Below are 26873 nucleotides of genomic sequence, written 5' to 3'. Positions count from 1 at the left end.
ATTATTTATGGAGTATTTGTTAGTTCCTGAATCAACTCTTCAGGTGTGATAATTCTGGGAGTAGCAACTGGAAAATCTCTAGGATTGCGAGTAATAATAGCATCTAAATGATTGAGTACCGCACTGCTGTATTGAATAGCGTCTTCAAAATCTCTAAAGTTAGCAGTTAATGCCATGTTGATTGTGGTACTGTCTACTGTTGTGATTTGACAGAAGGTTACAATTCTATTTAAAAGTGATAGAGCAGATGCTCGACCTTTATCTTTCCGAATGATGTAGTAGAGGTCACTAAAAGTAGAAGCAGAAAGATAACCTTCTATTTGTTTTTGATAAATAAATGAGAATACTTGTATAGTATTGCTGTAAAAGGGATGGCGTTCAAGAGCAAAATCCAAAATTATATTAGTGTCTAGTAAGACTCTCACAGATTATGTTTCTCCCTCAAATATTCCCATTTGGCTTGGTCGGGGTCAAAATCTGAAGGAGTCGGCTCTGTACTTTCTAACCACTCTTTCAAAATGGGTATAGAGCATTCCACTATTCTTTTTTGCTTTTCAGGCTGGGACTGAATTTGATTTTCTCTAGAACTTTCCAAGGATGGAACTGGTTGCAAAATAATCACTTCTACCGTCCCTGGAGCAATATTTAGAGGTTCGTGAATAATTAAATTACCGGATTCATCAATTGTTGCGTTTAGCTTGTAGGCTTGCATATTGGTTTTCCTCATCTATATATAATATATATAATTAAATAATATTTCAGGCATTTTCACAGATTATGTTTCTCCTTTAAAGCTTCCCATCTGGCTTGGTCTGGGTCAAAGTCTGGTGGTGTTGGTGGGGCATTTTCAAATAAACCTTCAAATGCTTTTACTTTAGACTTTCTTCTCGGCTTCTCTGGCTGTGACTCAGTAGGGGTTTCTGTAGAATTTTCTAAGGATAGAACTGGCTGCAAAATAATCACTTCCACTTTTCCAGGAGCAATATTTAGAGGTTCGTCAATAATTAAATGACCTGATTCATCAATTGTGGCGTTTAGCTTGTAGGCTTGCATACTTTTGCTCCTTTTTATTTCTAGGATAGAACACTGCGTAAATATTGCGTAGGCGTAGCCCGCCGTAGATATCGCACTTCTGAATAACTATTTTGTTGTGATTAATACCAATTCCAGAAAAAAAGAAAACAGATGCGTAGGTTGGGGAGGCACTCATGTGGGCGGGTTTCCCGACTTGAGTGAAGTGGCGTTTGAACGGAGTGAAACCCAACAATTACAAGATTTTGAGGTGTTGGGTTTCGTCCCTCAACCCAACCTACATTCTATTTACCAAAATCGATATCTCCTAGAAAATTACCTAGAGAGAATTTATTAGTTCTTGAATCAACGATCGCAGTTATAAGTGAATGTCTTGTCGTCACCATTACAACATTAAGTCTTAAGGTTACGAGATTAAGGCTTAACGCTATAACATTAAGGCTTAACGTTACGACATTAAGCCTTAACATTACAACATTAATCACCAGCACCATAAGATTAAGGCTTAACGTTACGACATTAAGCCTTAACATTACAACTTTTTGACAAAAGCTTATGCGATCGCTCTTTAGGGTAGTGCGCTTTGTGCGATCGCAACCAATTCTGCGCCATAGCTACCCCTAACACTAGTTAATGTGATGCTAACTTATCTTAGTAATTCACGCAGAGGTTAACTGATTACGCAAATGAAATCAGCAAATTCTATTGGACTAGGCTTTTAATTCAGTACATATACAGCGATAATTTACTAAAATCATCACTGAGTTGTTTCATGCTGCCAGTTATTGAAAGCATTGTATTACGTCAAATGGCTTCGGGCGATCGCCTATCCTTACAACTATACAAATTCATCGGCGCTCAACCTGGTAAAAAGGTTTATATTCAATCTAATCTACACGGTGCAGAAATTGCTGGTAATGCCGTTATTCACCAGCTAATTGAGTTTTTATTAACAATAAATGATTCAGATTTAGCTGGAGAAATTTGGCTAGTTCCCGTTTGTAATCCAATGGGGACAAATGAACGCGCTCACCATTTTTCCCCTGGACGTTACTGCGTTTATGAAGCCAAAGACTGGAATCGCATATTTTGGGATTACGAGAAAGAAGCTGATGATTTAGTAGCTTTTACTAAATCTCAACTTCATATTGATCTAGAAGTCGTTCGACAAAATTATCTAACTATAATTAAGCAGCAATTCGCAAAAATTTTAGAAGAAATTAATTCTTCTGTTGGTGTTCCTTACACTGACCTTTTTGCCTACAAGCTACAAAATATCAGTTTAGATGCAGACTACTTAATTGATTTGCATAGTTCTACAAATCAAGCATTAGACTACCTTTATTACTTCCGAAATCGAGAAGACAGTGCAAAATACTTCCTACTTGATTTCGGAATCTTACTTGATAAATATGATGGTGATGCTTTTGATGAAGCTTTTATCAAACCTTGGTTAGCACTAGAAGCTTGTTTTCAAGATTTAGGTAGAGAAATCAAGTTTGATGTGGAAGCTTGGACACTGGAATTAGGCTCAGGAATGCAAATGAACCCTGATTCAGTTGCTAAAGGTGTAAGGGGTGTGAAAAACTATTTAGCCCGAAAAGGTGTACTGCAAATTCCTAATTTATCGAATGACACAAAAACCCATGAAATGACTTTTGCATCTAGCAGTAACCGGAAAAAATATTATGCGATCGCAGGTGGGATGATTCAATCGAGAATAGCATTAGGTAGTTTTGTCAAAGCTGGACAAAAGCTGTATCAAATTCTCAGTTTTAATAAAGAAGGTAAGTTACCTAGTGTAATTGATGTCTATGCTCAACAAGATGGATTAGTTTATGATGTCGCAACCAATCAAGCTGTGAATGAAGGTGAATTTGTCTTGGGAGTTATTAGTTAGGAGTTTTTTTGCAAGCGTCTCTTCCCCCTTCTCCCAAAAGGAGAAACAACTGGCGTGTGAATTTTATGAGACTAATAGGGCTAAAATTGAGTTGTATCGGTATAAAAGAGAGAATCAATTTACTGAAAAAAGCAGCCTTTAACGAAGAACAAATTAAAGCTGTGATTCAGTCACTTTATCGTCGCTGCACTGTGGTAGATTTCAACCTGAGTATTTTGAAATCTGCATCGGATATCCGCAGTCGATATAATTTTTCTTTTTGGGATGGTTTAATTGTTGCTTGTACGCTTTCCGCAGAAGCAACAATTCTCTATTCTGAAGATATGCAGGATGGGTTAGTATTACCTGGTCAATTAGAGATTGTGAATCCGTTTAAATGAAAGTAGAGAATTAGGTTTACAGTTATATAGCAATCCTAAATCTTCGTGAGAGATAAGATACCCGACTAAACTCCCCACTCCCCAATCAATTTAGTCTCCTAAATAAATACTCATACCACGAGCAGTTTTAACTAAAGTACCATTGGGATCGACAGCGCTATATTGAGCGATCGCTTCTGTAATTGGTACACTTAATACTTGGCGATTTTGCCATGTCACCATGCGATCGTATTTACCTTCAGCAATTAGATTAACCGCCGCTACGCCAAAGGCTGTTGCAACTAATCTATCCAGTGGTGAAGCAGTTCCACCCCGTTGAATGTGTCCTAAAACGGTGACTCGCGTTTCGACATCAATATGCTGAATAATTTCATCGGCTAAATATTCGCCAATTCCTCCGTATCGAGATTGACCTAAGCGATTGGTAATCGTCACATTTTCGCCGCCTTGGGTACGAACTGCTTCGGAAACGATTATCAAACAATAGTTTTTGCCTTTATTTTGGCGTTCTTTGATTTTGTGGCAAATGTGTTCAACTGTATAAGGTATTTCGGGAATTAAAATTACATTCGCTCCCCCTGCAATTCCCGCAGCTATTGCTATGTGTCCAGCATCACGACCCATTACTTCCAAAATCATGACTCGGCTATGACTTGCAGCAGTAAAATGTAACCGATCTAGTGCTTCTGTGGCAATATTTACTGCTGTATCAAAACCGATAGCGTGTTCGGTAATGCCAATATCGTTATCAATGGTTTTGGGAATACCAACTAGATTAATACCACCTTGTTGAGCGAGGCGACGCAAAATTGCCAAGCTACCATCGCCACCAACACCAATCAAAGCGTCTAAACCTAGTTGATGATAACCTGCAATAATTTCTTCGGAGCGATCGCATAAACTTCCATCCGCCATTGGAAAGGCAAAAGGGTCGCCTTTATTGGTTGTCCCCAACATTGTGCCACCCGCAGTTAACAACGAGTCAACTCGATCAACTTCCAGCTTGGTGAATTGTGGCGGACGCACCATTAATCCTAGAGTCGCTTGACGAATTCCTAAAACCTCCCAGCCGTAAGTATTTACAGCACAATTTACTACAGCCCTAATCACAGCATTTAAGCCAGAACAATCACCTCCACTCGTAAGAATTCCTATGCGTTTGGGTTCTCCCACATTTTTTATTGACATTTTGATCCAAATGTATATATTAAGCAATCGATGAAAATTAAGCCAAATTTAGCAGCAGATTAAACTTAAGCAAAAGTCCTCCCTGTTAATGCCAAAGTAATTTTATGTTTCTTTTGTATCTAAAAAAAACAAAGTCTAAAAATTCAGCAACTCTTGAGCCAGAAGTCAGAATTTATGTGGGTTTGGTATGATTACTGATGAAATGAGGTAAACTTGGAGTTTAATTTTTTTAATATTCTGACTATTGAATTCTGACTCATTAATACTACAACTAAGGTTATCTCAGGTGTAAAATATAAGTGTAGAGCCAGTAGTAGATTAAACCTCGGCAAAAGCAATCCCTAAAAATGCCAGGGTAATTTTATGCCTATTTTGTGTCTAAGAAAAAACCAAGTTATCCCAGCTATAAAATATGAGGGTGGAGCCAAAGGTGACTAGTATTGAAAATTACACTTTCTCTTTTTCAGGAGAAGTAACAATTCCCCAGGCTCCTCCTGAATTCAAATCAGGTTTTATCGGCATTGTTGGTCGTCCAAATGTCGGTAAATCCACTTTGATGAATCAGTTAGTAGGACAAAAAATTGCCATTACATCACCAGTAGCACAAACTACACGTAACCGTTTGCGCGGTGTATTAACTACACCAGAAGCGCAGTTAATATTTGTAGATACGCCAGGAATTCATAAGCCCCATCATCAATTGGGCGAAGTATTGGTGCAAAATGCCAAAATTGCCATTGAATCGGTAGATGTAGTGTTATTTGTGGTAGATGGATCTGTGGCTTGTGGCTCGGGCGATCGCTATATTGCCGATTTGCTCAGTCGCAGCAAAACACCAGTAATTCTGGGTATGAACAAAATCGACCAACAACCTGCTGATTCGCAGTTTCTAGATGATAGCTACGCTCAAATGGCCCAGTCCCATGAATGGGAAATAGTGAAATTTTCTGCCAAGACTAGTACCGGATTACCGCAACTTCAAGAATTATTAATTAAACATTTAGAAATTGGACCATTATATTATCCTCCCGACTTAGTAACTGACCAGCCAGAACGCTTTATTATGGGTGAATTAATCCGAGAACAAATTTTATTGTTGACTCGTGAAGAAGTACCCCATTCAGTTGCGATCGCCATTGATTTAGTAGAAGAAACTCCCAGCATTACTCGCGTACTTGCTACCATCAACGTCGAGCGTGATTCCCAAAAAGGCATACTCATTGGCAAAGGTGGAGGAATGCTCAAAGCAATTGGTAGTGAAGCCCGCGAACAAATTCAAAAGTTAATCGCTGGCAAAGTTTACCTAGAATTGTTTGTAAAAGTCCAGCCAAAATGGCGACAGTCGCGGATTAGTTTAGCAGAGTTAGGCTATCGCGTGGAAGAATAATATATTGGTCATTTGTCATTAGTCATTGCCAAGCAAAAAAAGCAAAGGACAAAGGACAAATGACAAATGACTAATAACTCTTAATAAATAAAAATGTCTTTAGATACTCGCTATCCCTTAAATTTACCGGTCAATGCTCCGCCATTGCGCGTGTTAATTGTCGAAGACGATCCGATGATGCAATTGGGATTAGAGCAATCATTAATGGCTCATCCTCAGTTGGAGATTGTTGGACAAGCAGAAGATGGTTATTTGGGAGTTCAAGCCGCACTGCAACTGAAACCTGATTTGGTGGTTATGGATATTGGATTGCCGCGATTGGATGGCATTGCCGCAACACAGCAAATTAAGGCGGCGCTGCCAGCAACTCATGTGGTGATGTTAACATCTCATCAAACGGAGACAGAAATTATTGCAGCACTATCTAGCGGTGCAGATGCGTATTGTATAAAAGGTGCAAGTGTGGAAAGATTGTTAAGTGCGATCGCGGCCGCAGTCGATGGTGCAGCCTATCTCGATCCTCAAATTGCACGGCGAGTAATTGATAATCTCAAACCGCCTTCACCCACCACCAACACCGCCAACTTATCTGGGCGCGAGTTAGAAGTGTTAAAGCTGATGGTAGACGGGTTGAGTAACCCAGAGATTGCCGAAAAACTCTATCTCAGTCCCAACACCATCAAAACTCACGTCCGGGGGATTATGAATAAATTAGCAGTGGACGATCGCGTGCAAGCAGCAGTTGTGGCACTGCGTTCTGGCTTGGTTTAAAGTTAGCTAATTTTTTGTTTTATGCGCTCATTACTATTTCAAAACTTGAAGCTGACTATTCCTACAGCTTTAGTATTTACGATTCTTGGCTATATTCTAAGTCTACCTCTGAGTTTTCTTGGCAACTCAGAAGCAGTAAGATGGCAACTCAATCTCCGACACACAATAGTTATTGATACCCGAGAGCTTGATGAGCTTGGAAGTTTTCAAGCGCGGGTAGCACTTGGAGGTACAGCGATCGGAATCCTAGTAGCTCAAACAACTTTTATTGTGTATATGTTTGGACTTAGCAATCGTAGCACTAAGCAGTAATCGACCAATGCAGCAAAATACAAAGATAAACCTTAGCCTTAGAGGATGTTTTAAAAGTGGTCGGCTATAATTTTAGGCACTTCTAGATCCCCCCTAACCCCCCTTAAAAAGGGGGGAACTGGAATCAAAGTCCCCCAATTTATCCGGGGATTTAGGGGGATCTAAAACGTTTTGCTACCGACCAAAGAACTTTTAAAATATCCTCTTAGTAAAGGTAAGAATACTATTCTATCCAAACTTAATAAACCGTAAACTCAGCAGCGAGTAACAAAAACCCATTAGTACGATAAGAAAGCCTATATAATTCTTTGAAAAACTGTCTTTTGAAGCGCTTTTGTTAGCGATCACCATATTTTTTACTCTCATTTATAAGTAGAGACGTACATATATATGTACGCCTCTATAGCTGATTAATTTGTTTTCAAGATGTTTGAAATATAGTCTACCTCAAATGCATTTTAGTTAAAAGAGTTTGAGAATTGATTCGGGTCTATATTAGTAGGAAATAACAAAATTTCCTTACCTTCTAAACTTGCCTTGTGGTGAAGCAAAATTGCCTTTTCCAAAGAACAATATTTAATTGGAACCCATCTGTCGCTATAAAAGTAGACAGTTACTCGGCTCATTGCATACTCTTTAAACAGCAGTGGAAGAGACCAGGACAAGTCCACAGTTTGAACCTTACCTGTTGAATCCATGCTTTGAATCTCAGTTGTTAAGTATATTTACTTTTACTCATTGGAATGATCAAAAGGAACTATCATAAGTAGTAACAATCTGCCTTAAAACTGTATCTTTAGATAAAAGTTAGAATAATTAAAACTGATCTCACAACCTTGGCACTAAATGCGATCGGTACTTATTGTGTCTTTACAGCTTGGGTTATATCCACAATATGACTCTCTCCAACAGTCGTTACTGAAATCACCATTGCAAAAATATAAGTAGTACAGCTTGGCGTAAATAAACATACCATTTCAAATGGCGCAAGAGCTTGGAATACAATTATTTTGACTTTTGACTTCCGCCTTGCGGTAGTAGGGATTTGATAGAAGAGTGCGATCGCATAACCTATTTTTCTTACAGCTATTTACTGGAAAATAGCTGAAAACTGTATGTATCTAACTCTTAACAAATGTCCACTCTAGTACTTTGATAGGGGCTTGTTGTAGTGCTTGAGTTAATTCAGCGCTGCTCTCAAATTTAACCTGGGAGAGGTCGCAGGCTTCGATGTTGACCGTGAATTTCTCGTCTTGGAAGGGCCAGGGTTTGACAACAACTAAGTTATCACTACGCTGCATGATGTCATAGCGCTCACCTTCAGGGCCCTTACTAATTTCTAAAAACCTTTCATCATCAGGTAGTTGTTGCTGACAGAGAATAAGCGAAAGGCGATCGCACCATTGCATAAATGCATAGGCTGCATCAACTTCCTCCTTTTTCATGCCCAGTTCTTTACGCCAACGTTGCTGGTTTTGAAGTTGCTCGTCTAAAAGTTTGTCTAATTTTGAAGACTGACCCCGGCTTGGCTCATTTAAACGGCTGATGTGCATGGAAATTAATAGAGCCACCCATCGTCCACGGTAAAGGGCATTCTTTGCCAAATTAGCCAATTATATCGACACCTGCATCTAGATCGGCATTTGTGGATAGGGTGAAGTCCTTCGGCGCACCCGCTTCAGTCAGAATATCTTCTTCCCACTCTTTTTCTAGGTCATTGTGATGGGAAATTGCAGCTATTGTTTCATATAACCTTTCTGGAGCATCTTTGCGTCGCCATTGTCCCGCTAGTTCAGCACCTAATAAAGCATGGGCACGATGATAAATCACTTCCCAACCATTTGGCGTAGCGTTGACAATCACAAGTCAATCTCCTGATTCTGAGTTTTGATTTTGAGTTGAATTAATTTCTGAAGTCAGAAATGTTGGAGTAGAGATTGAAGCAGCGATCGCTCTAACTTTTTCAGTGTGGCTGAATATTTATAGCTATAGCTATTTTTAATTGAGTATAGTAGCCAAATACTCAGCGAGAATTCCCGACTTTTTAGAAAAGTCGGGAATATTTTTGCTTGGTAGATGTAGGTAAACAGCCCAAAAATTGCTAAATAAGGTAGGTAAAGAACACACTTGATGATTGGGATTTTTCAGAATCTCCCAATCATCTTTTTGCTCAAAATCAACCTCTACTCTAACTGCAACCTATACAATTAAGAGTGGCTTTCTTGCGGGTTAGCAATGTATTTAAACGTTGGCTCAGAATTCCAAGGGCCACGCTCATCTTTACCATTTCCATCTGTAGATAGGTTGTAGTAAAGAGCAACAGTTTCATCTGGCTTAATATTACCAAAGAATGGATCTGTCAACTTACCGAGCGAATCTAGAGCTTTCATGAACATCTGGGTATGAGAAATTTCTCGTGTTAACAGATGCACTAAAGTTTCTTGGGTTCCTTTATCAGTTGCTAACTTAATCAATGATTCGTAAGTCTGACGAGCACCAGCCTCAGCTGCAACGTTAGCTCTTAAATCACGCACTACATCTCCACCCTCATTCAAGTAACTTGCAGTCCAAGCACTACCTTGACTATCTAGAAAATGAGGACCAGCCCCTCGGACTGCAAACAGCGTACTTTTATAAGCCTCTGTTTGATCCACATTTTTGGTATGACCTTCGATGAGTTTCCCAACCATTTCTAAATGGCCAAATTCCTCAATCGCAATGTCTTGCAGCATATCTTTAATGCCAGCATTTTCGACATGAAATGATTGAACCCAATATTGAAGTGCTGCACTAAGCTCTCCAGTAGCTCCGCCAAACTGCTCTAAAAGTAATTGAGCAAAACGAGGGTTTGGTTCACTAATGTTAACTGCATGAATAGGCTCTTTCTTGTGAAAAAACATAGATTTACACTTCCCAAAATTATGATGTTCTCTAAAGGATCGGCTATTTTATTGTCTTCTAATATTTTACCAGACAGAGCTAATTTAATGTTTGATAGCTTCTCAAACTGGTGAACTAGAAGACTGATAAAATACAGTGTTATGTGAATGTTGATAAATGCCAATCAGCGATTAGGCATTACTGCTTATTCTGATTAATCCCATAGATAAATAGCAACAGTTGCGCCGAACACAGCCACTAAAATATCAGGAATTAAACCAGCACCAGCCGCAGTAATTTGCAGAGTTCCTGTTCGTAGCAAGGTAAACAGACTTCCACTGACTAAAGCACCAACGATACCCAAAATCATTAGTGGAGATAAGTCTGCCGCCTTGATAGACAAGATAAATAGCTTTAGCGTAAGCGTACCACTTTGTGGAAGCAAGCTACGCGCAGCGTGCCGCAGACTAGCCTCTCCAAGAGTTGGCATCGCACCTGCCAGAAGTTATAAAACTATCCAAGCAATAATACTCATAACTGCCTCAACTATCTCACTTGTTTCTAACTTATCAACTCTGACTGACAATTCTTTCTACCACATGGGATAAATGCTAAATCCAAAAGTTAGATATAAAACTTTACATCAATGAATATTTGAATGAAAATTGGCATTTTTTATTTTTTAGCATAAAAATGCTAAACAAAGTTTTGCCAGATAAATCAGGAATTATTCAATACATCAGTCTAGACATAATTTTCTGTAAAAATAGACACTGAAAAATTAATCAATTTATTATATCTATCTTAAGTAAGATGTCAAAATATAATCTAACTTTTTGGAGATGCGTCAAAATCTAGCTCAGACTAATTTATAACGGTTTCGTTAGCATTCATCATTGATTATCTTTAATTTAATTACAGATAGATGATTAACCGAGATTGGTGCAAAATTTTTCTTTCAAATCTCAATGACCTGCCTAAATGATAATTTTATCATCAAAGAAAACGGCTTTGTGATAATTACTAATAGTTTATTTTAAAATTCCGATTTCTCAAGAGTTTATTATATTTTACAGCACAGTTTGCTCACAATAATCATTTTAATAATTGCAACATATTAGATAGATTCCCTCAATCGTTATTTTCAAGGTAAATTGAGGAAATAATATCTATCTTGTCAACATTTGCAAAAATGGTATCAAATAGCGCGTGAGAATTTTGTCTCTCGCGTTCTAGTGTAAGTATCAAATATGACAGCAATATTTCTGACTAGTAATCTACCGATATCTGTAATCTGGATCTGATTTTTTGATAAACTGACTAGACCATCGGCTTCTAATGGTTTTAACACCTCTAGTTCCTCAGAAAAGTATTCATCAAAATTGATATGATATTTGTTTTCAATGTCTTGCTTGTATAACTGAAAATGAGACATAATACCCATGATCACATCCCGTCTGATGATGTCATTTTGAGTAAGCTTGATACCTTTGCTAACAGGTAAAGCACCCGCTGCAAGTGTCTGATAATAATCCTTTAATTCCTTGTGGTTTTGAGTATAAGCATCTTCTAGCATACTGATGGATGTAGCACCAAAACCAAATAGTTCTGTTTCAGCGTGGGTAGTGTAACCCTGGAAATTGCGTTTGAGAGTACCATTGCGTTGAGCGATCGCTAATTCGTCATTAGTTTTAGCAAAATGATCCATCCCAATAAATAGATATTGGTTATTTGTCAATTCTTCAATGGTCATTTTCAGAATTTCTAACTTTTCCTCTGCTGGAGGTAGCGCCTCTTCAGGAATATTTTTTTGCGTTGGTTTTAGCCACGGCACATAAGCAAAGTTAAAGACGACAATTCGATCGGGATCTAATTCAATCGTCTTTTTCAGCGTCTCTTGAAATGTCTTACGTGTTTGATACGGTAAACCATAAATTAGGTCTACATTCACACTTTCAAACTTAGCTTCTTTGATCCAACTCATGACATCAAAGAGCATTTCTTCCGGCTGGACACGATTTACAGCTACTTGAACTTGGCGATTAAAATCCTGAATGCCAAAACTAATGCGGTTAAATCCAATCTCTCTCAGAAAAAAAATGTAGTTTTTATCGATATAGCGGGGATTAATCTCAATTGAGATTTCTGCTTGGGGATCGATGTTGAAATAGCGATTGATGTTTTTCCATAAAAATTCTACTTGGTGATGTTCTAAGTAATTAGGAGTACCACCTCCCCAGTGGATTTGCAGCACTTTTCTATCTGGATCGATTAAAGCTGCGGTGTTTTTAATGTCTTGAACCAAATACTCCACGTAAGGTTTAGCAATATTCTTGTTGTTGGAAATTACTGTATTACAGCCGCAGAAGTAGCAAGCGCTTTGGCAAAAAGGGATATGAAAATATAAACTCATAGGGGTTTTGCGTTGATTCGAGGCGGCGATCGCGGCCTTAAAATCAGTTTCAGTGAATGTTTCGCTTAACTCTGTAGCGGGCGGGTAACTGGTATATCTAGGTGCGCGAGTATCGTACTTTTGAATCAGATCCAGATCAAACTTGACACCAGGTAACAGAAAAACCATTGAGTTGCTTTCCAATGAATGAGGGGAGTGGGGAGTAGCGAGTAGGGAGCAAGAGGGAAATAAGCAATGACAAATGATTAATGACTTAGGCTATTAAAGAGAATTTGACCGAGTGCTTTAATTAAACTTCCCTCTAACTCTTGAGCCATATTTAAATTGAACCCAAAGGCATTATTAGCTTCTGCAACAATCCGTTCTGCTGTTATATCATTAACAGGCAATGCATTTAATGCCTGACGATACTTATCCTTAAATACCTTTTTGTCAGGAATTTGCTCAAAGTTGTAAAAGGATGTGCCTTCATAGCCAGAAAGCTTCAGGGTTGACTGAGCAACTTTTTGTAGCATTTCATTCCCAGATAGATCGCCCATGTAGCGAGTGTAGGTATGACCTAGCTATAAGGCTGGTTCACTAGCAGAAATTTCCCGAATGCGGTCAATGTAGCTCTGGGCAGCAGGTGAGGGTGTAATATCATGTCCGCTTGATTACTTATAAAACCCTAAGAACCCCACCCCGCCAAAGCTACGCTTTGTCTCCCCTCCCGAAGAGCGGGCTACGATGTACACACAAGTCTCTACGTTGTTCTTTGAATCTGGGTTTTACCCCACCTTAACCACTGCTTGAATTCAATGAACGACCACCCGAATTCAATAAACGACCACCCGAATTCAATGAACGACCACCCGAATTCAATGAACGACCACCCGAATTCAATGAACGACCACCCGAATTCAATAAACGACCACCCGAATTCAATAAACGACCACCCGAATTCAATAAATGACCACCCGAATTCAATAAATGACCACCCGAATTCAATATATTTATTGCATAAATTCTCAAAACCTCACCCCAAACCTGATTTACTAAGGTTTTAGCTTTAGTTTTACTCTAGCCTAACCATCACTGCGATTAAGTAGGCAATCTTTGGGATTTAAGAAGAAATTCAACTTGTGTGTACACGGTAGCCGCTTGCGGGGAGGGGCTGGGAATGGGGTGCAATGATTGTGGGAATCATAACTAAACCTCATCTATGTTGAGAACCGTAGTTTTTGCCCTCACCCTAAATCCCTCTCCCAAGTAGGGAGAGGGACTTCTTTCCGGCTCCCCTTCTCCCAATATTGGGAGAAGGGGCTGGGGGATGAGGGTTTTTCTATTCATACAGAACTACGGTTTTCAACGTGGACGCAGTTTAATTACCCAGACTTGATATAACTTGCTCTCTCCAATTATCTTCATAATAGAACACCATGTCTTTTCCGAGCGAGGATTGGCGATTAAGTTCCAGAAAGTAAACTGCACTAATTACAGGATGGTCTAGATGGCTCTTGAAAGCAACTTCTAGTTCAGGGTAACTGAAAGATAATTTAATCCTCAACGAACAGCTTTCAAGGTATCGTAAAGTAGCTTGTAGCGGTTAAACCCTGCTTCATACAAAGTATTTGCCTGCGCCTGTAGTACATTACTATCCTGCGGTAAAATCTTGAGTGCAGTTTCTAACTTGGGGTAAACACCAATCCCCACCATTGCTAAAATAGCTGCTCCGTAAGCGGCTCCTTCTTCGGCTTTGGGAGCAATGAGTTTTGTTTGCAAAACATCTGCCAAAATTTGTAACCAGATGTGAGAACGTGCGCCTCCACCCGTTGCTAAGAGTTGACCAATGGGAGCGATCGCACTAATTACCTCCAACGCTGAACGCAAGCTAAATGCAACCCCCTCCAAAACAGCACGAGTGATATCTGCCTGGGTATGAGCTAATGACAGATTCACGAAAGCACCGCGAGTATCTGGATCGAGGTGAGGACTGCGTTCTCCTGCGAGGTGGGGTAGAAATAGAACACCACGCGCACCAGGCTGCGATCGCTCTGCCATATCCATCAAATCGGTGTAGGATATATGCGGTGCAAATGTATCTCGATACCAACGCAGAGAACCACCAGCCGCCAGCGTCACTCCCAGTAGATGATAGCCGCCATCGACATGACAGAACAAATGCACCCGACCTTCGGGATCGGGAATTGGGCGATTGCACGGTGCAAAAATAACTCCCGATGTGCCAATACTCAAGCTACCCCGGTTGAGGTTGCTCGATGAGATGCCCAAACCGATGGCTGCTGCGGCATTGTCACCTCCACCCGCGATTACAGGTAATCCCACAGGTAATCCCACACGGGCGGCTATTTCTGGTTTGAGTCGTCCGGCGATCGCGGTAGATTCGATGACTGGGGGGAACAACGCGGGATTGATATCAAGAACATGGAGAATATCTGTATCCCATTGCCGATTCGCTAAGTTCAAACAGCCGACACCAGACGCATCAGATGGTTCTGTAAATGGTTCGCCAGTTAGCACATATCCCAGATAATCTTTTGGTAAAAGAATCCGCCACAACCGAGTGTATGCTTGTGGTTCTTCAGTTCGCAACCATAGAAGCTTCGGCAGTTGAAAACCAGTAATTGCCGGATTTCCAGTGCGTTGGATTAATTCCTGCCGGGGAATAGCGGCTTCAATTTCAGCAACAGCTTTACCTGTGCGCTGGTCATTCCACAAAATTGCCGGTCTAATCGTTTTGCCTTGAGCGTCGAGAGGAACCATACCATGCATTTGTCCAGACAAACCGAGGGCAATCGCTCGGTATCCGTCTAACTGTTGAGTAACATTGAACAGAGCATCCAAACTGGCTTCGACCCAATCCGATGAGTTTTGTTCCGTCCAACCGGGTTGTGGAGTTAATAGGGGATAGCTTCTGGTTGACTGAGCGATAATTTGTCCTTCCAGATTAACTGCGATCGCCCGCACTCCTCCTGTACCCAAGTCTAAACCAACTACGATATCGGTCAATTGTCCCTCCAAATTCTTAATCCTAAATCGGCAATCTTACAGCAGTTTGCATATATTTAAGACCACACTCTGATTTCTATATTTTTATAACTAGAGCGCCAGTCCAGTAGAAGGTGTTGACATAATGCTATGTCGCTAAAAAAACAAGCCTAGTTCAGAAACCACTCAAAATAGCTAATCTCTGGGACTACACCCATTCTCACTGGTAAAACCGAAACTCCTAGTCCACGTGATACGTACATGGCAATCACACCATCTCGATACCAACCACGGACATAACGTCCGCTACCAGGCGGACGTAAAGGAGCAAAGCCAAATAATGATAATTGTCCGCCATGAGTATGTCCTGATAACATATATTGTGGTTTGTATTGTCTTATCTTTGCTAACTCATCACTTGAAAATGAATCTCGATATCCTGGTGAGTGGGCAAGTAATAAATGGTTTGGTTGAGGGGGAAGACCTTGGAGTGATTTGATTAAATCGGGTTTGCTGACTAAATCATCTAATCCCGTAATTAATATAGAGCGATCGCCGTAGTTATGTAAAATGCTTTCATTAACTAATAAGCGGCAATTATAATTGGCATAAATTTTTGTCAAACGTTTTAAATCAACACCTGCCCAGTATTCCCAATTACCCATAATTGCATACTTAGCTGTTTGTTTGTCAAGGAGCGACAAAAAGTAATCAAATCCATCAAGCTGTTCAACTTTATCAACCGAATCTCCAGTAAATAGTACAACATTTGGGTTAAGTTTATTAACTTGTTTGGCAATATTTTGTGCCCGATTGTTAAATTGTTTGAGATGGAGGTCGCTAATTTGAACAATCTTAAAACTATTATTGTTAGAAGCGAATTGTTGATTTAGTTGATGACGTGTGACGACGAAACGATTCGGCTCAATGATAAAAGCATACAGAATTAGTAAACAAAAGGTAACACTGATAGCAAGTAGAATAAATAGCCACTTTTTTCTCTTCCTTTTTATTAACATTAGTTGAAATTTTTCTGAAATTATCTTAAAGTAATACAAAATGTAATTTTACCACTATCTAGACCCTTTCAAGGTAACTCTAAAAATCCCGTTTTTTCTCTCTGTTACACGAGGTTAGAAAAGGTTTTTTTCACCAATATTTTGAGCCACCTTGAAAGGTCGCGGCTTTCATCTGGTTAAGTTTTCTCTAAGAATCGGACTAATGTTTCTTTAGCTCCAAACTCATACAATCTGCGTAAATGGTTTGCAACTGCATCGGCAAAAGGCGACTGCGATAAATCGCCAAAAATCTCAGTCAGGTTGAGCAATGGTTTGGCATCGGAACCACTAGAATGAGCTAGTTGAGTCAAAGTACCTGCTATTGGGTCATCAATGAGAATGGAGTTACCTAGATCATCAAGTCCATTTAGGTAACGGAACCAAGCAGCAACCGTGAGGCTCATGTAATCAATCGCCCCACCTTTGCGTAGCGCGTCACGAACTGAGCCTAAAATAAATTTTGGTATTTTGGCGGAGCTATTAAGGCAAAGACGCGGCAGTTGATCGCGAATCTTAGGATTAGCAAAGCGTTCAATTAAGGTTTTTTTATAATCGTCCAAATCAATTCCCGGCACAGATTGCAGTGTTGGCGTAACTTCTGCCATCAAATTATCGACGGCTTGCCGAATTAATCGATCGGCCATCACCTGATGGACGTAGGTGTAGCCTGCCAAAGAGCCGAGATAGCCAATCAGCAAGTGACTAGCGTTGAGTAGCCGGATTTTCATCATCTCGTAGGGATGAACATCGCTGGTCATCTGCACGCCAACTGATTCCCAATCCGGTCTACCTGTACAGAAATTGTCTTCGACTACCCACTGAAGGAACGGTTCGGCAACAACTGGAAAAGCATCATCAATGTTAAACTGTTCTGCCACCATTTTGATATCTGCTGGGGTTGTGGCGGGGGTAATGCGATCGACCATGCAGTTAGGAAAGGCTACTTGTTCAGCAACCCAACGTCCCAATTCTGAGTTCTGCATTTCGGCAAATGCGGTCAACATTTTGCGGGCAATGTTACCGTTGCCTTGCAGATTGTCGCAGGACAACACGGTAAACGGTGCGATTCCTTGTTGACGGCGACGATCGAGGGCTGCTGTCAAAAAGCCATATACTCCAATTGGCTGATTGGGATGCTGCAAATCGTACTGAATTGTCTGGTGATTCGCATCGAATTCACCGCTACCTTCAATATAGTAGTAGCCTCCTTCGGTAATAGTGAGGGTAACGATACGGCATTTGGGATCTGCTAAGGTGTCAATTACTGCTTGGCGGTTATCTAGTGCAAACAGATATTTTGTAATTGCTCCAATCACACGAGCGCGATCGCCTTCTGGGGATCTTTCAACTAAGGTATATAAACATTTTTGTGAATTCAGTGCATCCCGCATTCGTTTGTCGAATTCCAGTAGCCCAACCCCGCAGATTCCCCATTCACTACCGGGATTTTGATGAAAGTAATTATCTAAGTACAATGCCTGATGTGCGCGATGGAACCCGCCCACACCGATATGGACAATGCCGTTAGTAATTTGATGGCGATCGTAATTAGGTATGCGAACGTTATTTCTTAAATGGGACAGAGATGCTTCATTCAGCTTGATTGCTGATCCTTTGCTGATATTGCTGTTCATGGGATTCATTCTGGGTTAAGTGGTGACGATGAACTTTGGGAATGGCTTCACCGTCGCGGTCGAACAGATGGCAAAGCTCACCGTTAATGTAAATAGGAACGTAATCGTGCATTTTGGCTGGATTATCTCCGTCTGTTTGCACAACTATGGTTTCGCCACCCGCAATTTTGATGTAGAGAAAGGTTTCTTTGCCTAATCGTTCTACGACTAATACTTCGCCATTCACGCTTGGGTTATTGCGATCAAGCCGCTACAGCAACCCAGCCATTTTCATTTGCAACCAGTTGAATGTATTCCTTTGATGTTGCTCTTTAAAGTAAAAAAACCGAACGAAATAAATTTTCGATTTTATGCTCTAAGTTTGGGCAAAAGCTCAATAATAGAAATCATACCAATCTGATTTCCATCACGACCATTTGCAACAATTCTTCAATAAGAGGTTGAATCTATGACGGCAAAAGCAACTTATCAGTTTGCAGGTAAGACGATCCTAATTACTGGCGGTGCAGGAGATATTGGCAAGGCAACTGCACACCGTTTTGCTGCTAATGGCGCAGGAATAGCCCTGCTAGATTTGAATGAATCGAAGATGGCAGATGTGGCTGGGGAACTAAAAGAGTACAACGTTCCAGTCGGCACGTTTCGCTGTGATGTTACAGCTAGTGATGATGTTGCCAAAGCTTTTACTAGCGCTGTAGAGCAGCTTGGGCGAATTGACTATGTATTTAATAATGCGGGTTATCAAGGAGTGTTTGCCAAGACTGACGAATATCCTGAAGACGACTTTCAAAAGGTGATCGACATTAACGTTATCGGCGTTTTCCACATTCTCAAGGCGGCTGCACAGCAATTACGCGATGCAGGTGGAGGTGCGATCGTCAATATGGCGAGTTATGCAGGGGTGGTTGGGCCGCCAAATATGTTGGCTTATGCTGCTTCAAAGTTTGCGGTGATTGGAATTACTCAAACGGCAGCAAAAGACTTGGCTCCTTACGGCATTCGCGTAAATGCACTCTCCCCTGCGTTGATCGGCCCCGGTTTTATGTGGACGCGGCAAACTGAATTGCAAGCAGCAGTGGGGTCACAATACTTTGATGCCGATCCTAAGGTTGTTGAGCAACAGATGATCAATTCAGTGCCAATGCGGCGTTTAGGAAGTTTGTCAGAGGTGGCGAATGGGGTAGCATTTTTGATGAGCGAAGAGGCAAGCTATATTACTGGCTTTAACTTGGAGGTGACAGGGGGATAATAGAAATTTAAAAATAATTGAGCAAATCTTATATCCTTGGGCATATTCTTTAAAAAATGCAATCATACCTTTGACAGATACATAGTTTTTGCAGGTAGTATATGGGACAACCGTTTTTAGAGCGGCGCGATCGCAAATTAGACCTGGCTGCTCATGCTGCTTGGCTCTATTACATCGCCGGCAATACGCAAGAAGAAATTGCCGCCAAGCTCAATGTGTCCCGGCAAGCTGCACAACGCTTAGTGGCACTGGCAGTCAGTGAAAAATTGATTAAATTTCGACTCGATCATCCCCTGAGTGAATGCATTGCTTTGGCTGAGTCGTTACGCGATCGCTTTGCTCTGTCACTTTGTGAAGTAGTACCAACTGACGCAGGTAGTGGTGATACATTATACGGGATTGGTGTATGTGCTGCCACCCACTTAGAGGTTTACCTGATGGCTAAAACCCCAACCATACTGGCGTTGTCATCAGGTCGCACATTGCGAACAATGGTGGAGCAGATACCCTCAATGAACCAACCCCAGCATAAGATTGTGTCAATTATTGGCAATATGTCCCACTCTGGGCGTGCAGGTCGTCACGAAGTGGTTATGCATTTATCCGATCGCGTCGGTTCCCAAGCTTACCCAGTGCCGACTCCCGTTGTCGCAACTAGCATTGAAGAACGAGAACTCTTGCAGACTCAGCGATCGTTTATCGCCGTCAAAACTCTTGCAGAGCAAGCCAAAGCAACCTTTGTCGGAATTAGTCACATTGCCTGGAATGCTCCGTTACATCAAGACGGCTTCATCAATGACGATGAGGTAGCTGAATTGATTGAACTGGGAGCAGTAGGAGAAATTGCAGGTTGGGCTTACAGCGATCGTGGAGTATTGCTGCAACAGGGGACAAACAGTCGGGTTGCCAGTGTAGCACTCGAACAACCCACTCATCGACTGATTATTGGTGTAGCAGGCGGTGTGAGAAAGGCAGAGGCGATTTTGGCTGCTCTGCATGGCAAGTTAATTACAGGACTGATTACCGACGAAGCTGCGGCCCAAGCGATTCTTTCTCAGATTTAGTAAGTACTAAGTGAGATAATTATCCTAAATGTTAAATGGCAAATTACCTTTGATTTTTGAAAAGCAAAAGTAATTGAAAGAGCAAAGTACCATCCATATCAAATAATACAGCATCCATAGTTTTGAAGATTCATCACTTATGTTGGAATTGGGTTAAAGATTTTACACTACTTATCTAAAAAAGGGCACGCCCGTTAAGCCTGCCCTTTAGCTTTAGTGTTCTTGTCCCGTTGGTCGGATGAGGATTTCATTGACATTAACGTGCGGCGGTTGTGTAAGAGCGTAAACGATCGCAGCTGCAATATCTTCGCTTTGCAGAGGTTGAATTGACTTGCGTCGTTCTTGAATCCGTTGTTTGGCAACGGGATCGGTAATTTGGTTGTCAATTTCCGTATCCACCAAACCAGGTTCGATTATCGTGACGCGGATGTTGTCTTTGTGGACTTCTTGGCGCAATGCTTCCGAGAGGGCATTAACACCCCATTTGGTAGCATTGTAAACACCAACGCCCGCCCGCGCTGTCCGGCCAGCCACTGAGGAGATATTGACTATATGCCCCGATTTTTGCGCCTTCAACAGAGGCAAAACAGCATGAGTAGCATATAAAAGTCCTAATACGTTGAGATCAAACGATCGCCGCCAGTCGGAGCTATTTCCAGCTTCGATAGTTCCTAGCAAGGCAATCCCGGCATTGTTAACGAGGATATCGACTCTTCCCAATTCTGCATTGGCCTTTGCTAGCAAGTTATTTACCTGAGTTTCATCAGTCATATCAGTGACAATAGGCAATGCCTTGCCACCACTAGCTTCGATGCGTTCTGCTAATGCCTGAATGCGATCGCCCCGTCTAGCAGCGAGTACAACTGTTGCCCCAACTGAAGCCAAAGCGATCGCTGTTGCTTCTCCAATTCCCGCTGAAGCCCCAGTGATAATTGCCACTTTTCCTTCTAATTTACCTGTCATTTATTTAACTCCTTAGTAATTGTTGATAATTGGGCATTGGGCATTAATTATTCTTCCCCTGCTCCTCTGCCCCCTGCCTCTTACCGATCCTCAAAACAGATGCAACAGCTGCCCCACACAGTATTAGGGCTGCAAAGCGAAAAGTTCCTTGAAACCCCGCAACGATCGCATCAGGAGGGGCAACAGAGACATCTGCACCCGCAGACATACTAGCGATTAAGGCTCCAAATACTGCCCCAATTAGAGAAACTCCTACGGTGTTCCCTGAGGTACGTGACAAAGATAAAAGCCCAGAAGCTATCCCTAGGCGCTCTCTGGGTACCGATCCCATAACAGTGCTGTTGTTGGGCGATTGAAATAAACCTAGACCAATGCCGTAAATAAAATAGCGCGATACATAGCCTAGCTCAGTAATTTGAGCGTCAAAAGTGCTAATCCCCAGACAGCCGCCAATCATCAACCCCAGCCCAATTGAACTAATCAGTCGAGCGCCAAAGCGGTCTGAAAGTATTCCAGCTAGTGGGGCAATTAACCCACTCAGTACAGGTGACACGGCTAGTAACAGTCCTACTTTTACTGTCGGATAATGCTTGACGCTCTCTAGAAAGAAAGGGACGATCAGTAGCGAACCGCCAATAACAATGAATGCTAACCAGCCACTTAGCAAACCCATACTCAACTGAAGATTGCGAAACAGCTTTAGCTCTAGTAGTGGCTGCTTTAGAATCGCTTCAACTACCAAAAAAGTAATGAAACTTACGGCGGCGATCGCTAATAATATCAATGCATTAGTACTGCTAAAGCCCTGGCTTTGCCCTAGCGTCATACCTAAACCAAAACTACCCAGAGTCAATAAAGCCAATATGGCTCCCAAAAAGTCAAATTTCTGTTTGCCCTGAATGCGTGCAGAAGGTGGCACCACGCGAACTATTAAGAAACTAGCAATAATCCCCAAGGGTACATTGATAAAAAATATACTATGCCAGCCTGACCAGCTTAAAAGCAATCCGCCAGCAGAGGGGCCAAAAGCAATTCCCAGTGACACTACACTACCGATGACGCCAACAGCCCGACCTCGCTCGGAAGAGGGAAAAACTTCTGTGATAATTGCTAAACCAAGCCCAGAAATGAACACAGCACCTAGTCCTTGAAGTGCCCGAAAGGCGATCAACCACTCGATACTAGGTGCAAAGCCACACAACAGCGAACTGAAAGTGAACAGAACAAGTCCCCCCTGGTATAAGGACTTCTTGCCCCACATATCCCCCAAGCGCGTTGCTCCCAAAACTAAACCGGAACTGACCAACTGGTAACTCAATACAGCCCATTGGGTCGTAGGAAAACTGGTGTTAAAGGCTTTCACCAATGTGGGCAAAGCAACATTAATGATGCCTACATCCAGGGTAGACATGAATACCCCAAGTCCGACACCGAGTAAGACCCAATTTTTTTGAGAGCCTGATAAAGCCAGAGGTTCTGCTTGGAATTGTGCCAACGTTTAGCCTCCGCCTTTGACTTTACGGTTGTAAATAGTTTGCATACGTATATTCAGTATAGCGACGCGGCGTATAAACCCAGATATTACCATCGCGGCGCTTGATGGTTCGGGTTTTTGTGGAACCAACGAGAATAATTGTCCGCATATCAGCGCTTGCTGGTGTTAACTGGTCAAGTGCGATCGCCTTTACCGTTTGTCCTGGCCGACCGAGATTCCGGGCCAATACTACTGGTGTATCTGGTCTTCGATGTCGCAGCAAAATATTTCTCGCTTCTGCCAGTTGCCAGGTACGCTCTTTGGAAACAGGATTGTAAAAAGCAATGACAAAATCAGCCTCAGCAGCAGCAGCAATTCGTTGGGCGATCGCAGACCAAGGTTTCAAGATATCAGAGAGGGAAATAGCACAGAAATCATGTCCAAGGGGTGCACCAATGGCTGCTGCTGCTGCCTGCATCGCAGAGATACCTGGGGCCACATGAATATCGATACTGTCCCATTCGGGTTTAGCATAGCGATCGCATACCTCAAAAACTGCTGTTGCCATTGCATAGATACCAGGGTCGCCAGATGAAACCACAGCTACATATCGCCCAGATGCAGCCAAATCTAGGGCCATCTTTGCTCGTGCTTCTTCTTCGCGGTTGTCAGACTCATGCCGTTGTTTACCATCAGCCAGAGAACCAACTAAATCTAAATAAGTTTTGTAACCCACTAGGTCAGTTGCCGACTTGAGTATTTCCTTCACTTCGGGAGACATCCACAGCGAACCACCAGGGCCCGTGCCAATAATCGCTAATCGTCCGCGTGGCTGACCGATGGTGTTAGGGTCAATTACTTGAGAGGCAATAGCGATCGCAATGTTAGAAGAAGGAGAAGATAAAGGGGATGTACCTGTGGCGGCGATCGCTGCTGCTTGGGCGGGGCTATAACCTTGTGAAAGTAGACTTTCTAGCTGATTTGGGGTAAAAAAGCGGGTGGGCACTTTCAAGGCGCTAGCTAGCGTGTGGATTGCGGGATCGGCTGCGGCGGTGATGGGTGCAAATATCCCGGCTACTGATGCTGTTTCTAGTTTGGCATCAGTTAGTAGCTGTTGTACTAAAACTACTGCATGATCAATGATGCCACTAATTGCGATCGCGATCGTTGCTGGGTGGTAAACAAGACAGTTGGTTGTAGGAGTGACTAAACTTTCCGTAACTTGGATAGTCAAATCTCCCTTTGGGTCTATAGGCAGTTTACTATCACTCAACCAAGGCGCTATTCCTTCTAGCTTGACTTGCGCCCCAGCTAACACATCTGAGATAAATTTCTTCGCATCGTCTGGGTTTGCTAAATGGTATCCAGGAGGAGGAGATAACAACGTTGTACCCAAACGTAAATCGCCTGTGGTCGTAATTGCAGGTTTGACATCCAGCGTTTCAGCAATGCGACGTGCTAAATCGTTGACTCCACCAAGTCCGCCCAAAAGAGGGACAACAGCACTACCATCTTCAGCCACAGCTAGCACTGGTGGTTCCTGTCGTTTATCCGAGATTACGGGAGCTAACGTCCTAATTAAAATGCCGGCAGCACAAATGCCAATCAGCGGTCTTCCCTGCATAAATAACTCGCGCAACGTCTCGCCAAAATTTGTGAAGCTGACATCAACCTGCGATGTGCGACCCTCTAGACCGTATAGCGTTGCTCCTGGCAAGACGCTGATTATTTTACGTGCTACTGTCACGCTATTTTGACCTAGTACTACAATGGCGGGTGCAACATTCATGATCGTAAGTAGATATCTTGCAAAATTTTATATCCTTCAAATGAAACCACAGATTTAGACACGCAGCGACTTCCCGTTTCCGATCTTGGGATATTAATGGTGCGATGTCTACAACAGGCTTCTCTTGGAGAGGCTACGCCAACGCCTATATGCGTGCTATCTTCATAGTAGCTATAAAAACCTATTTTGGGTTTATCCCATATTAGGTTTTAGAATTTAACTGAGTTTAGCAATATGTAGTAACTCTCATCGAGATCGAAAAAACTATCGCCAGATAAAAGGCAAGCTAAAGTGCCTAAATCAGTTTTCAGCGAAGATTACGATCGGTTTCGCCAGCTACTTATCGAAGCCCGCAAAGCTGCCAAGCTTACTCAAGCAGAGTTGTCAGCAAAGCTAGAGCTTCCGCAATCTTATGTATCAAAGTATGAACGTGGAGAGCGTCGTCTTGACGTGATTGAATTTTTACAAATTGCCCAAGTTCTTGAAATCGATCCGCTTGCTTTTATCAAAGAACTGTTGAAATACCAAAAGGAGACATAATAATCATTATTCAATATGTAGACTTTAACGCAGCAGATATAATAATTAATACCCAATACCAGAACGAATGGCATGAGATTAGTAATACTCTCACTAGAATGCCTTTGTACATCAAGGCTTCAGATCAAGCTGGAATTCAGGGTAATGCAATATTCGATCCAGTAGGTACAAACGAATACATTAAAGCTGCTTTTATTCATGATGGTTGGCAATCAAATATACCTATTCCAGTACCTTACAGATTTTTAGGTACAGAGGTTGATTTTGCCAAAGCTGGCATTATCATTGAAATTCAATTTTCTAACTATCCCTTTCTACTCAATAACACCTTGCGCTCAGAATTGTTCTTCAAAGCTAAAACTGAATTTGTTGGATACCCAACTAATCTGGTAATTATAGTAACAAAGGCTCTGATGTTTCCTGCTTCCAATAGCACTCTTTATTACGAGCAAGCTGTTAATCAGTTAAAAGCTTTGACTAAATACCAAGTTTTTGATGTACCAATCAGATTGGTTGGATTATTTGAACAACAAAATACAATAGTGCCTATCATCTGGACTGAGTATTCATCTAAAAGATATTCTAGAACCGTGAATACTAGAATTAGTCGCCAATGCCAAATCATTACTGGACGTTCAGCCCGTAGTCGTTGTCTACTTAACTTATTGTAATAATTAATTTATTAACTCCATAATCTCAATTCAATTTGTTCTACTTCTTCTACTTGTTTTACTATTTGATTTTGTAAAGAGGTCTTTTTACCATTCCCGTTAAGCTTTGGATCTAATGGAATCTCTTCACCTCTTAGATTAGCTGCGAAAACAGATTCTTCATAGATTAATCTATCTTCCATTTCCTGCAAATGATACTCTTCTGAATAAAATTTTGCTTTGCTGCGTTCTGAAGCTTTATTTCCTACTTGCATATCAAACTTAAATTTATCAATAGATTGACCAGTTTTTTCAACATAATCGCGCAATGTTTTTAAATTTGGAAAACAACCATTTGGATCTGGATTGCCACTGAGACGACGCAAGGCAACTTGATGATATTTTGGTTCCATCTCTGACCCGATAAAATGGCGTTTATGATCTCTCGCAACCACCGCCGTAGTACCAGATCCCATAAATGGATCTAAAATAATATCATTTTCGTTAGTTGTAGCTAATAGAATTCTAGCTACCAAGTCTTCTGGAAATTGGCAGGGATGTATAGTTTGTTCTTCATGGTTGTGTTTAACATTCCGAAACAGCCAAATATCACCAGGATTTTTCCCTTCTGGATTGCATGAAAGTTCTCCCTTTCGATTTCCTCGATAATGTTTCTTATTTTGATATTTTTGTGGAACTCTAATAGCATCTAGATTAAATTTATAGTTATCCGATTTAGTAAACCAAAGAATAGTTTCATGTCTACAAGAAAACTTTTTCTGGGCATGAAGACCATGTTGCCTAGCCCATATAATTCGGTTGCGAGGAATTAATCTGCATGACTCTAAAATCGGAAAAAAGCGAATATCCAGAGGAATTAGCATTCCTCGGTCAGAAAAAGCACCAATTTGCCAAAATAGCGAACCTGTATTTTTGAGAATCCGGCTACATTCAAGCAGAACGGCTGTTTGTTCTGCTAAATAAATCTCAAGAGCCTGCCTTGATTCGTATTCTTTGCCTAGATTATAAGGTGGAGAGGATACAACTAAGTCAACACATTCATCTGGCAGATTACTTAGCAGTTGTAAGCTATCCTCTAAGAGAATCTCATCTAAGGGTAGATTCTCTTTATTAGTCTTCATTACGATACCTACCTTGCAAGTAATACTAGACTTTCGTCATCATAACCTATTTTAGGTTA

24 protein-coding genes and 4 pseudogenes are annotated in these 26873 nt (G+C 41.4%); 10 read left to right on the top strand and 18 right to left on the bottom strand.

Annotated features, from left to right (window positions below; all coding sequences use genetic code 11):
- Window positions 1-5: 5 nt before the first annotated feature.
- From NLP_RS26855 to NLP_RS26845, 3 genes are read right to left on the bottom strand one after another with little or no spacing between them, the layout of a single operon-like run.
- Window positions 6-425 carry a type II toxin-antitoxin system VapC family toxin gene (locus tag NLP_RS26855; RefSeq protein WP_104908991.1) on the bottom strand — a complete coding sequence of 140 codons (420 nt, stop codon included), beginning with the start codon at window positions 423-425 and terminating at the stop codon, window positions 6-8.
- Window positions 422-712, bottom strand: a complete 291-nt coding sequence (locus tag NLP_RS26850) for a hypothetical protein (protein WP_104908990.1) — start codon at window positions 710-712, stop codon at window positions 422-424. Before NLP_RS26850 ends, NLP_RS26855 begins: the two co-directional genes overlap by 4 nt.
- Window positions 713-768: 56 nt before the next feature.
- Window positions 769-1053, bottom strand: coding sequence for a hypothetical protein (locus tag NLP_RS26845; RefSeq protein WP_104908989.1), 285 nt, complete (start codon window positions 1051-1053; stop codon window positions 769-771).
- Window positions 1054-1150: 97 nt separating this feature from the next.
- Here NLP_RS26845 and NLP_RS26840 point away from each other — a divergent pair, with 97 nt between their 5' ends.
- From NLP_RS26840 to NLP_RS26830, 3 genes are all read left to right on the top strand, one after another.
- Window positions 1151-1369 (top strand): hypothetical protein, encoded by a 219-nt coding sequence (locus NLP_RS26840; RefSeq protein WP_104908988.1) that lies wholly within the window; start codon window positions 1151-1153, stop codon window positions 1367-1369.
- Between the two features lie 435 nt (window positions 1370-1804).
- The gene (locus NLP_RS26835; protein WP_104908987.1) at window positions 1805-2932 is read left to right on the top strand and encodes a succinylglutamate desuccinylase/aspartoacylase family protein; all 1128 of its coding nucleotides are present in this window, start codon (window positions 1805-1807) and stop codon (window positions 2930-2932) included.
- 65 nt (window positions 2933-2997) lie between these two features.
- Entirely contained in the window at window positions 2998-3312 is a 315-nt protein-coding gene (locus NLP_RS26830) for a PIN domain-containing protein (protein WP_158680548.1), read from the top strand.
- A gap of 90 nt (window positions 3313-3402) precedes the next feature.
- Here NLP_RS26830 and NLP_RS26825 read toward each other — a convergent pair whose 3' ends face one another.
- Window positions 3403-4485: an ATP-dependent 6-phosphofructokinase gene (locus tag NLP_RS26825; protein WP_104908986.1), complete on the bottom strand. Its 1083-nt coding sequence runs from the start codon at window positions 4483-4485 to the stop codon at window positions 3403-3405.
- A gap of 427 nt (window positions 4486-4912) precedes the next feature.
- On the opposite strand from NLP_RS26825, the gene era reads away from it, so the two are divergent.
- From era to NLP_RS26810, 3 genes are all read left to right on the top strand, one after another.
- The gene (gene era, locus NLP_RS26820) at window positions 4913-5887 is read left to right on the top strand and encodes a GTPase Era (protein WP_104908985.1); all 975 of its coding nucleotides are present in this window, start codon (window positions 4913-4915) and stop codon (window positions 5885-5887) included.
- A gap of 93 nt (window positions 5888-5980) precedes the next feature.
- A complete protein-coding gene (locus NLP_RS26815; RefSeq protein ID WP_104908984.1) occupies window positions 5981-6658 on the top strand; it encodes a response regulator in 678 nt (225 codons plus the stop codon).
- Between the two features lie 21 nt (window positions 6659-6679).
- Window positions 6680-6970, top strand: a complete 291-nt coding sequence (locus NLP_RS26810; protein WP_104908983.1) for a hypothetical protein — start codon at window positions 6680-6682, stop codon at window positions 6968-6970.
- A 1121-nt stretch (window positions 6971-8091) separates the two neighbouring features.
- On the opposite strand, the pseudogene NLP_RS26800 reads toward NLP_RS26810, so the two are convergent.
- From NLP_RS26800 to NLP_RS26755, 10 genes and pseudogenes are all read right to left on the bottom strand, one after another.
- A pseudogene (locus NLP_RS26800) lies at window positions 8092-8833 on the bottom strand (DUF3891 family protein).
- Between the two features lie 344 nt (window positions 8834-9177).
- Complete coding sequence (locus tag NLP_RS26795; protein WP_104908982.1) at window positions 9178-9870, bottom strand: manganese catalase family protein; 693 nt, start codon at window positions 9868-9870, stop codon at window positions 9178-9180.
- A 171-nt stretch (window positions 9871-10041) separates the two neighbouring features.
- Window positions 10042-10260, bottom strand: a pseudogene (locus NLP_RS26790) (GlsB/YeaQ/YmgE family stress response membrane protein).
- A gap of 788 nt (window positions 10261-11048) precedes the next feature.
- On the bottom strand, window positions 11049-12431 hold the full coding sequence (gene hemN, locus NLP_RS26785; protein WP_104908981.1) for an oxygen-independent coproporphyrinogen III oxidase: 1383 nt from the start codon (window positions 12429-12431) through the stop codon (window positions 11049-11051).
- A gap of 77 nt (window positions 12432-12508) precedes the next feature.
- Window positions 12509-12901: pseudogene (locus NLP_RS26780) on the bottom strand (heme oxygenase (biliverdin-producing)); the annotation flags it as partial.
- A 722-nt stretch (window positions 12902-13623) separates the two neighbouring features.
- Window positions 13624-13809 (bottom strand): biliverdin-producing heme oxygenase, encoded by a 186-nt coding sequence (locus tag NLP_RS26775; RefSeq protein ID WP_104908980.1) that lies wholly within the window; start codon window positions 13807-13809, stop codon window positions 13624-13626.
- Window positions 13806-15272, bottom strand: coding sequence for a xylulokinase (gene xylB / locus NLP_RS26770; protein WP_104910051.1), 1467 nt, complete (start codon window positions 15270-15272; stop codon window positions 13806-13808). The genes NLP_RS26775 and xylB overlap by 4 nt, the downstream gene beginning before the upstream one ends.
- A 149-nt stretch (window positions 15273-15421) precedes the next feature.
- Window positions 15422-16270: a metallophosphoesterase gene (locus NLP_RS26765; protein WP_104908979.1), complete on the bottom strand. Its 849-nt coding sequence runs from the start codon at window positions 16268-16270 to the stop codon at window positions 15422-15424.
- A 176-nt stretch (window positions 16271-16446) separates the two neighbouring features.
- A complete protein-coding gene (locus NLP_RS26760; RefSeq protein WP_104908978.1) occupies window positions 16447-17943 on the bottom strand; it encodes a mannitol dehydrogenase family protein in 1497 nt (498 codons plus the stop codon).
- Window positions 17900-18178 (bottom strand): annotated as a pseudogene (locus NLP_RS26755) (TOBE domain-containing protein); the annotation flags it as partial. The gene NLP_RS26760 and the pseudogene NLP_RS26755, both read right to left, overlap by 44 nt.
- A 213-nt stretch (window positions 18179-18391) precedes the next feature.
- Between NLP_RS26755 and NLP_RS26750 the strand changes: the two are divergent.
- Together NLP_RS26750 and NLP_RS26745 are read left to right on the top strand one after the other, a co-directional pair.
- Window positions 18392-19192: an SDR family NAD(P)-dependent oxidoreductase gene (locus NLP_RS26750; RefSeq protein ID WP_104908977.1), complete on the top strand. Its 801-nt coding sequence runs from the start codon at window positions 18392-18394 to the stop codon at window positions 19190-19192.
- A 101-nt stretch (window positions 19193-19293) separates the two neighbouring features.
- Window positions 19294-20256: a sugar-binding transcriptional regulator gene (locus NLP_RS26745; RefSeq protein ID WP_104908976.1), complete on the top strand. Its 963-nt coding sequence runs from the start codon at window positions 19294-19296 to the stop codon at window positions 20254-20256.
- Between the two features lie 213 nt (window positions 20257-20469).
- Here the strand turns inward: NLP_RS26745 and NLP_RS26740 are convergent, their stop codons facing one another.
- Genes NLP_RS26740 through cobJ form a run of 3 tightly spaced genes read right to left on the bottom strand, consistent with a single transcriptional unit; the run spans window position 20470 to window position 24482 of the window.
- Window positions 20470-21219: an SDR family NAD(P)-dependent oxidoreductase gene (locus NLP_RS26740; RefSeq protein WP_104908975.1), complete on the bottom strand. Its 750-nt coding sequence runs from the start codon at window positions 21217-21219 to the stop codon at window positions 20470-20472.
- A gap of 43 nt (window positions 21220-21262) precedes the next feature.
- A complete protein-coding gene (locus NLP_RS26735) occupies window positions 21263-22714 on the bottom strand; it encodes a DHA2 family efflux MFS transporter permease subunit (RefSeq protein ID WP_104908974.1) in 1452 nt (483 codons plus the stop codon).
- Window positions 22715-22736: 22 nt separating this feature from the next.
- Window positions 22737-24482, bottom strand: a complete 1746-nt coding sequence (gene cobJ, locus NLP_RS26730) for a precorrin-3B C(17)-methyltransferase (protein WP_104908973.1) — start codon at window positions 24480-24482, stop codon at window positions 22737-22739.
- Window positions 24483-24773: 291 nt separating this feature from the next.
- Here cobJ and NLP_RS26725 point away from each other — a divergent pair, with 291 nt between their 5' ends.
- Both NLP_RS26725 and NLP_RS26720 read left to right on the top strand, forming a co-directional pair.
- Window positions 24774-25022: a helix-turn-helix domain-containing protein gene (locus tag NLP_RS26725; protein WP_104908972.1), complete on the top strand. Its 249-nt coding sequence runs from the start codon at window positions 24774-24776 to the stop codon at window positions 25020-25022.
- Window positions 25004-25693: a BglII/BstYI family type II restriction endonuclease gene (locus tag NLP_RS26720; protein WP_325034772.1), complete on the top strand. Its 690-nt coding sequence runs from the start codon at window positions 25004-25006 to the stop codon at window positions 25691-25693. Before NLP_RS26725 ends, NLP_RS26720 begins: the two co-directional genes overlap by 19 nt.
- Before the next feature lie 11 nt (window positions 25694-25704).
- Here the strand turns inward: NLP_RS26720 and NLP_RS26715 are convergent, their stop codons facing one another.
- Window positions 25705-26814, bottom strand: a complete 1110-nt coding sequence (locus NLP_RS26715) for a DNA-methyltransferase (protein ID WP_104908970.1) — start codon at window positions 26812-26814, stop codon at window positions 25705-25707.
- Between the last annotated feature and the right edge of the window lie 59 nt (window positions 26815-26873).

It is taken from the genome of Nostoc sp. 'Lobaria pulmonaria (5183) cyanobiont' (genome assembly GCF_002949795.1).
Classification (GTDB): Bacteria; Cyanobacteriota; Cyanobacteriia; order Cyanobacteriales; family Nostocaceae; genus Nostoc.
The sequence above is the reverse complement of the archived record's forward strand: the minus strand, read 5'-3'. Positions and strand labels throughout refer to the sequence as shown.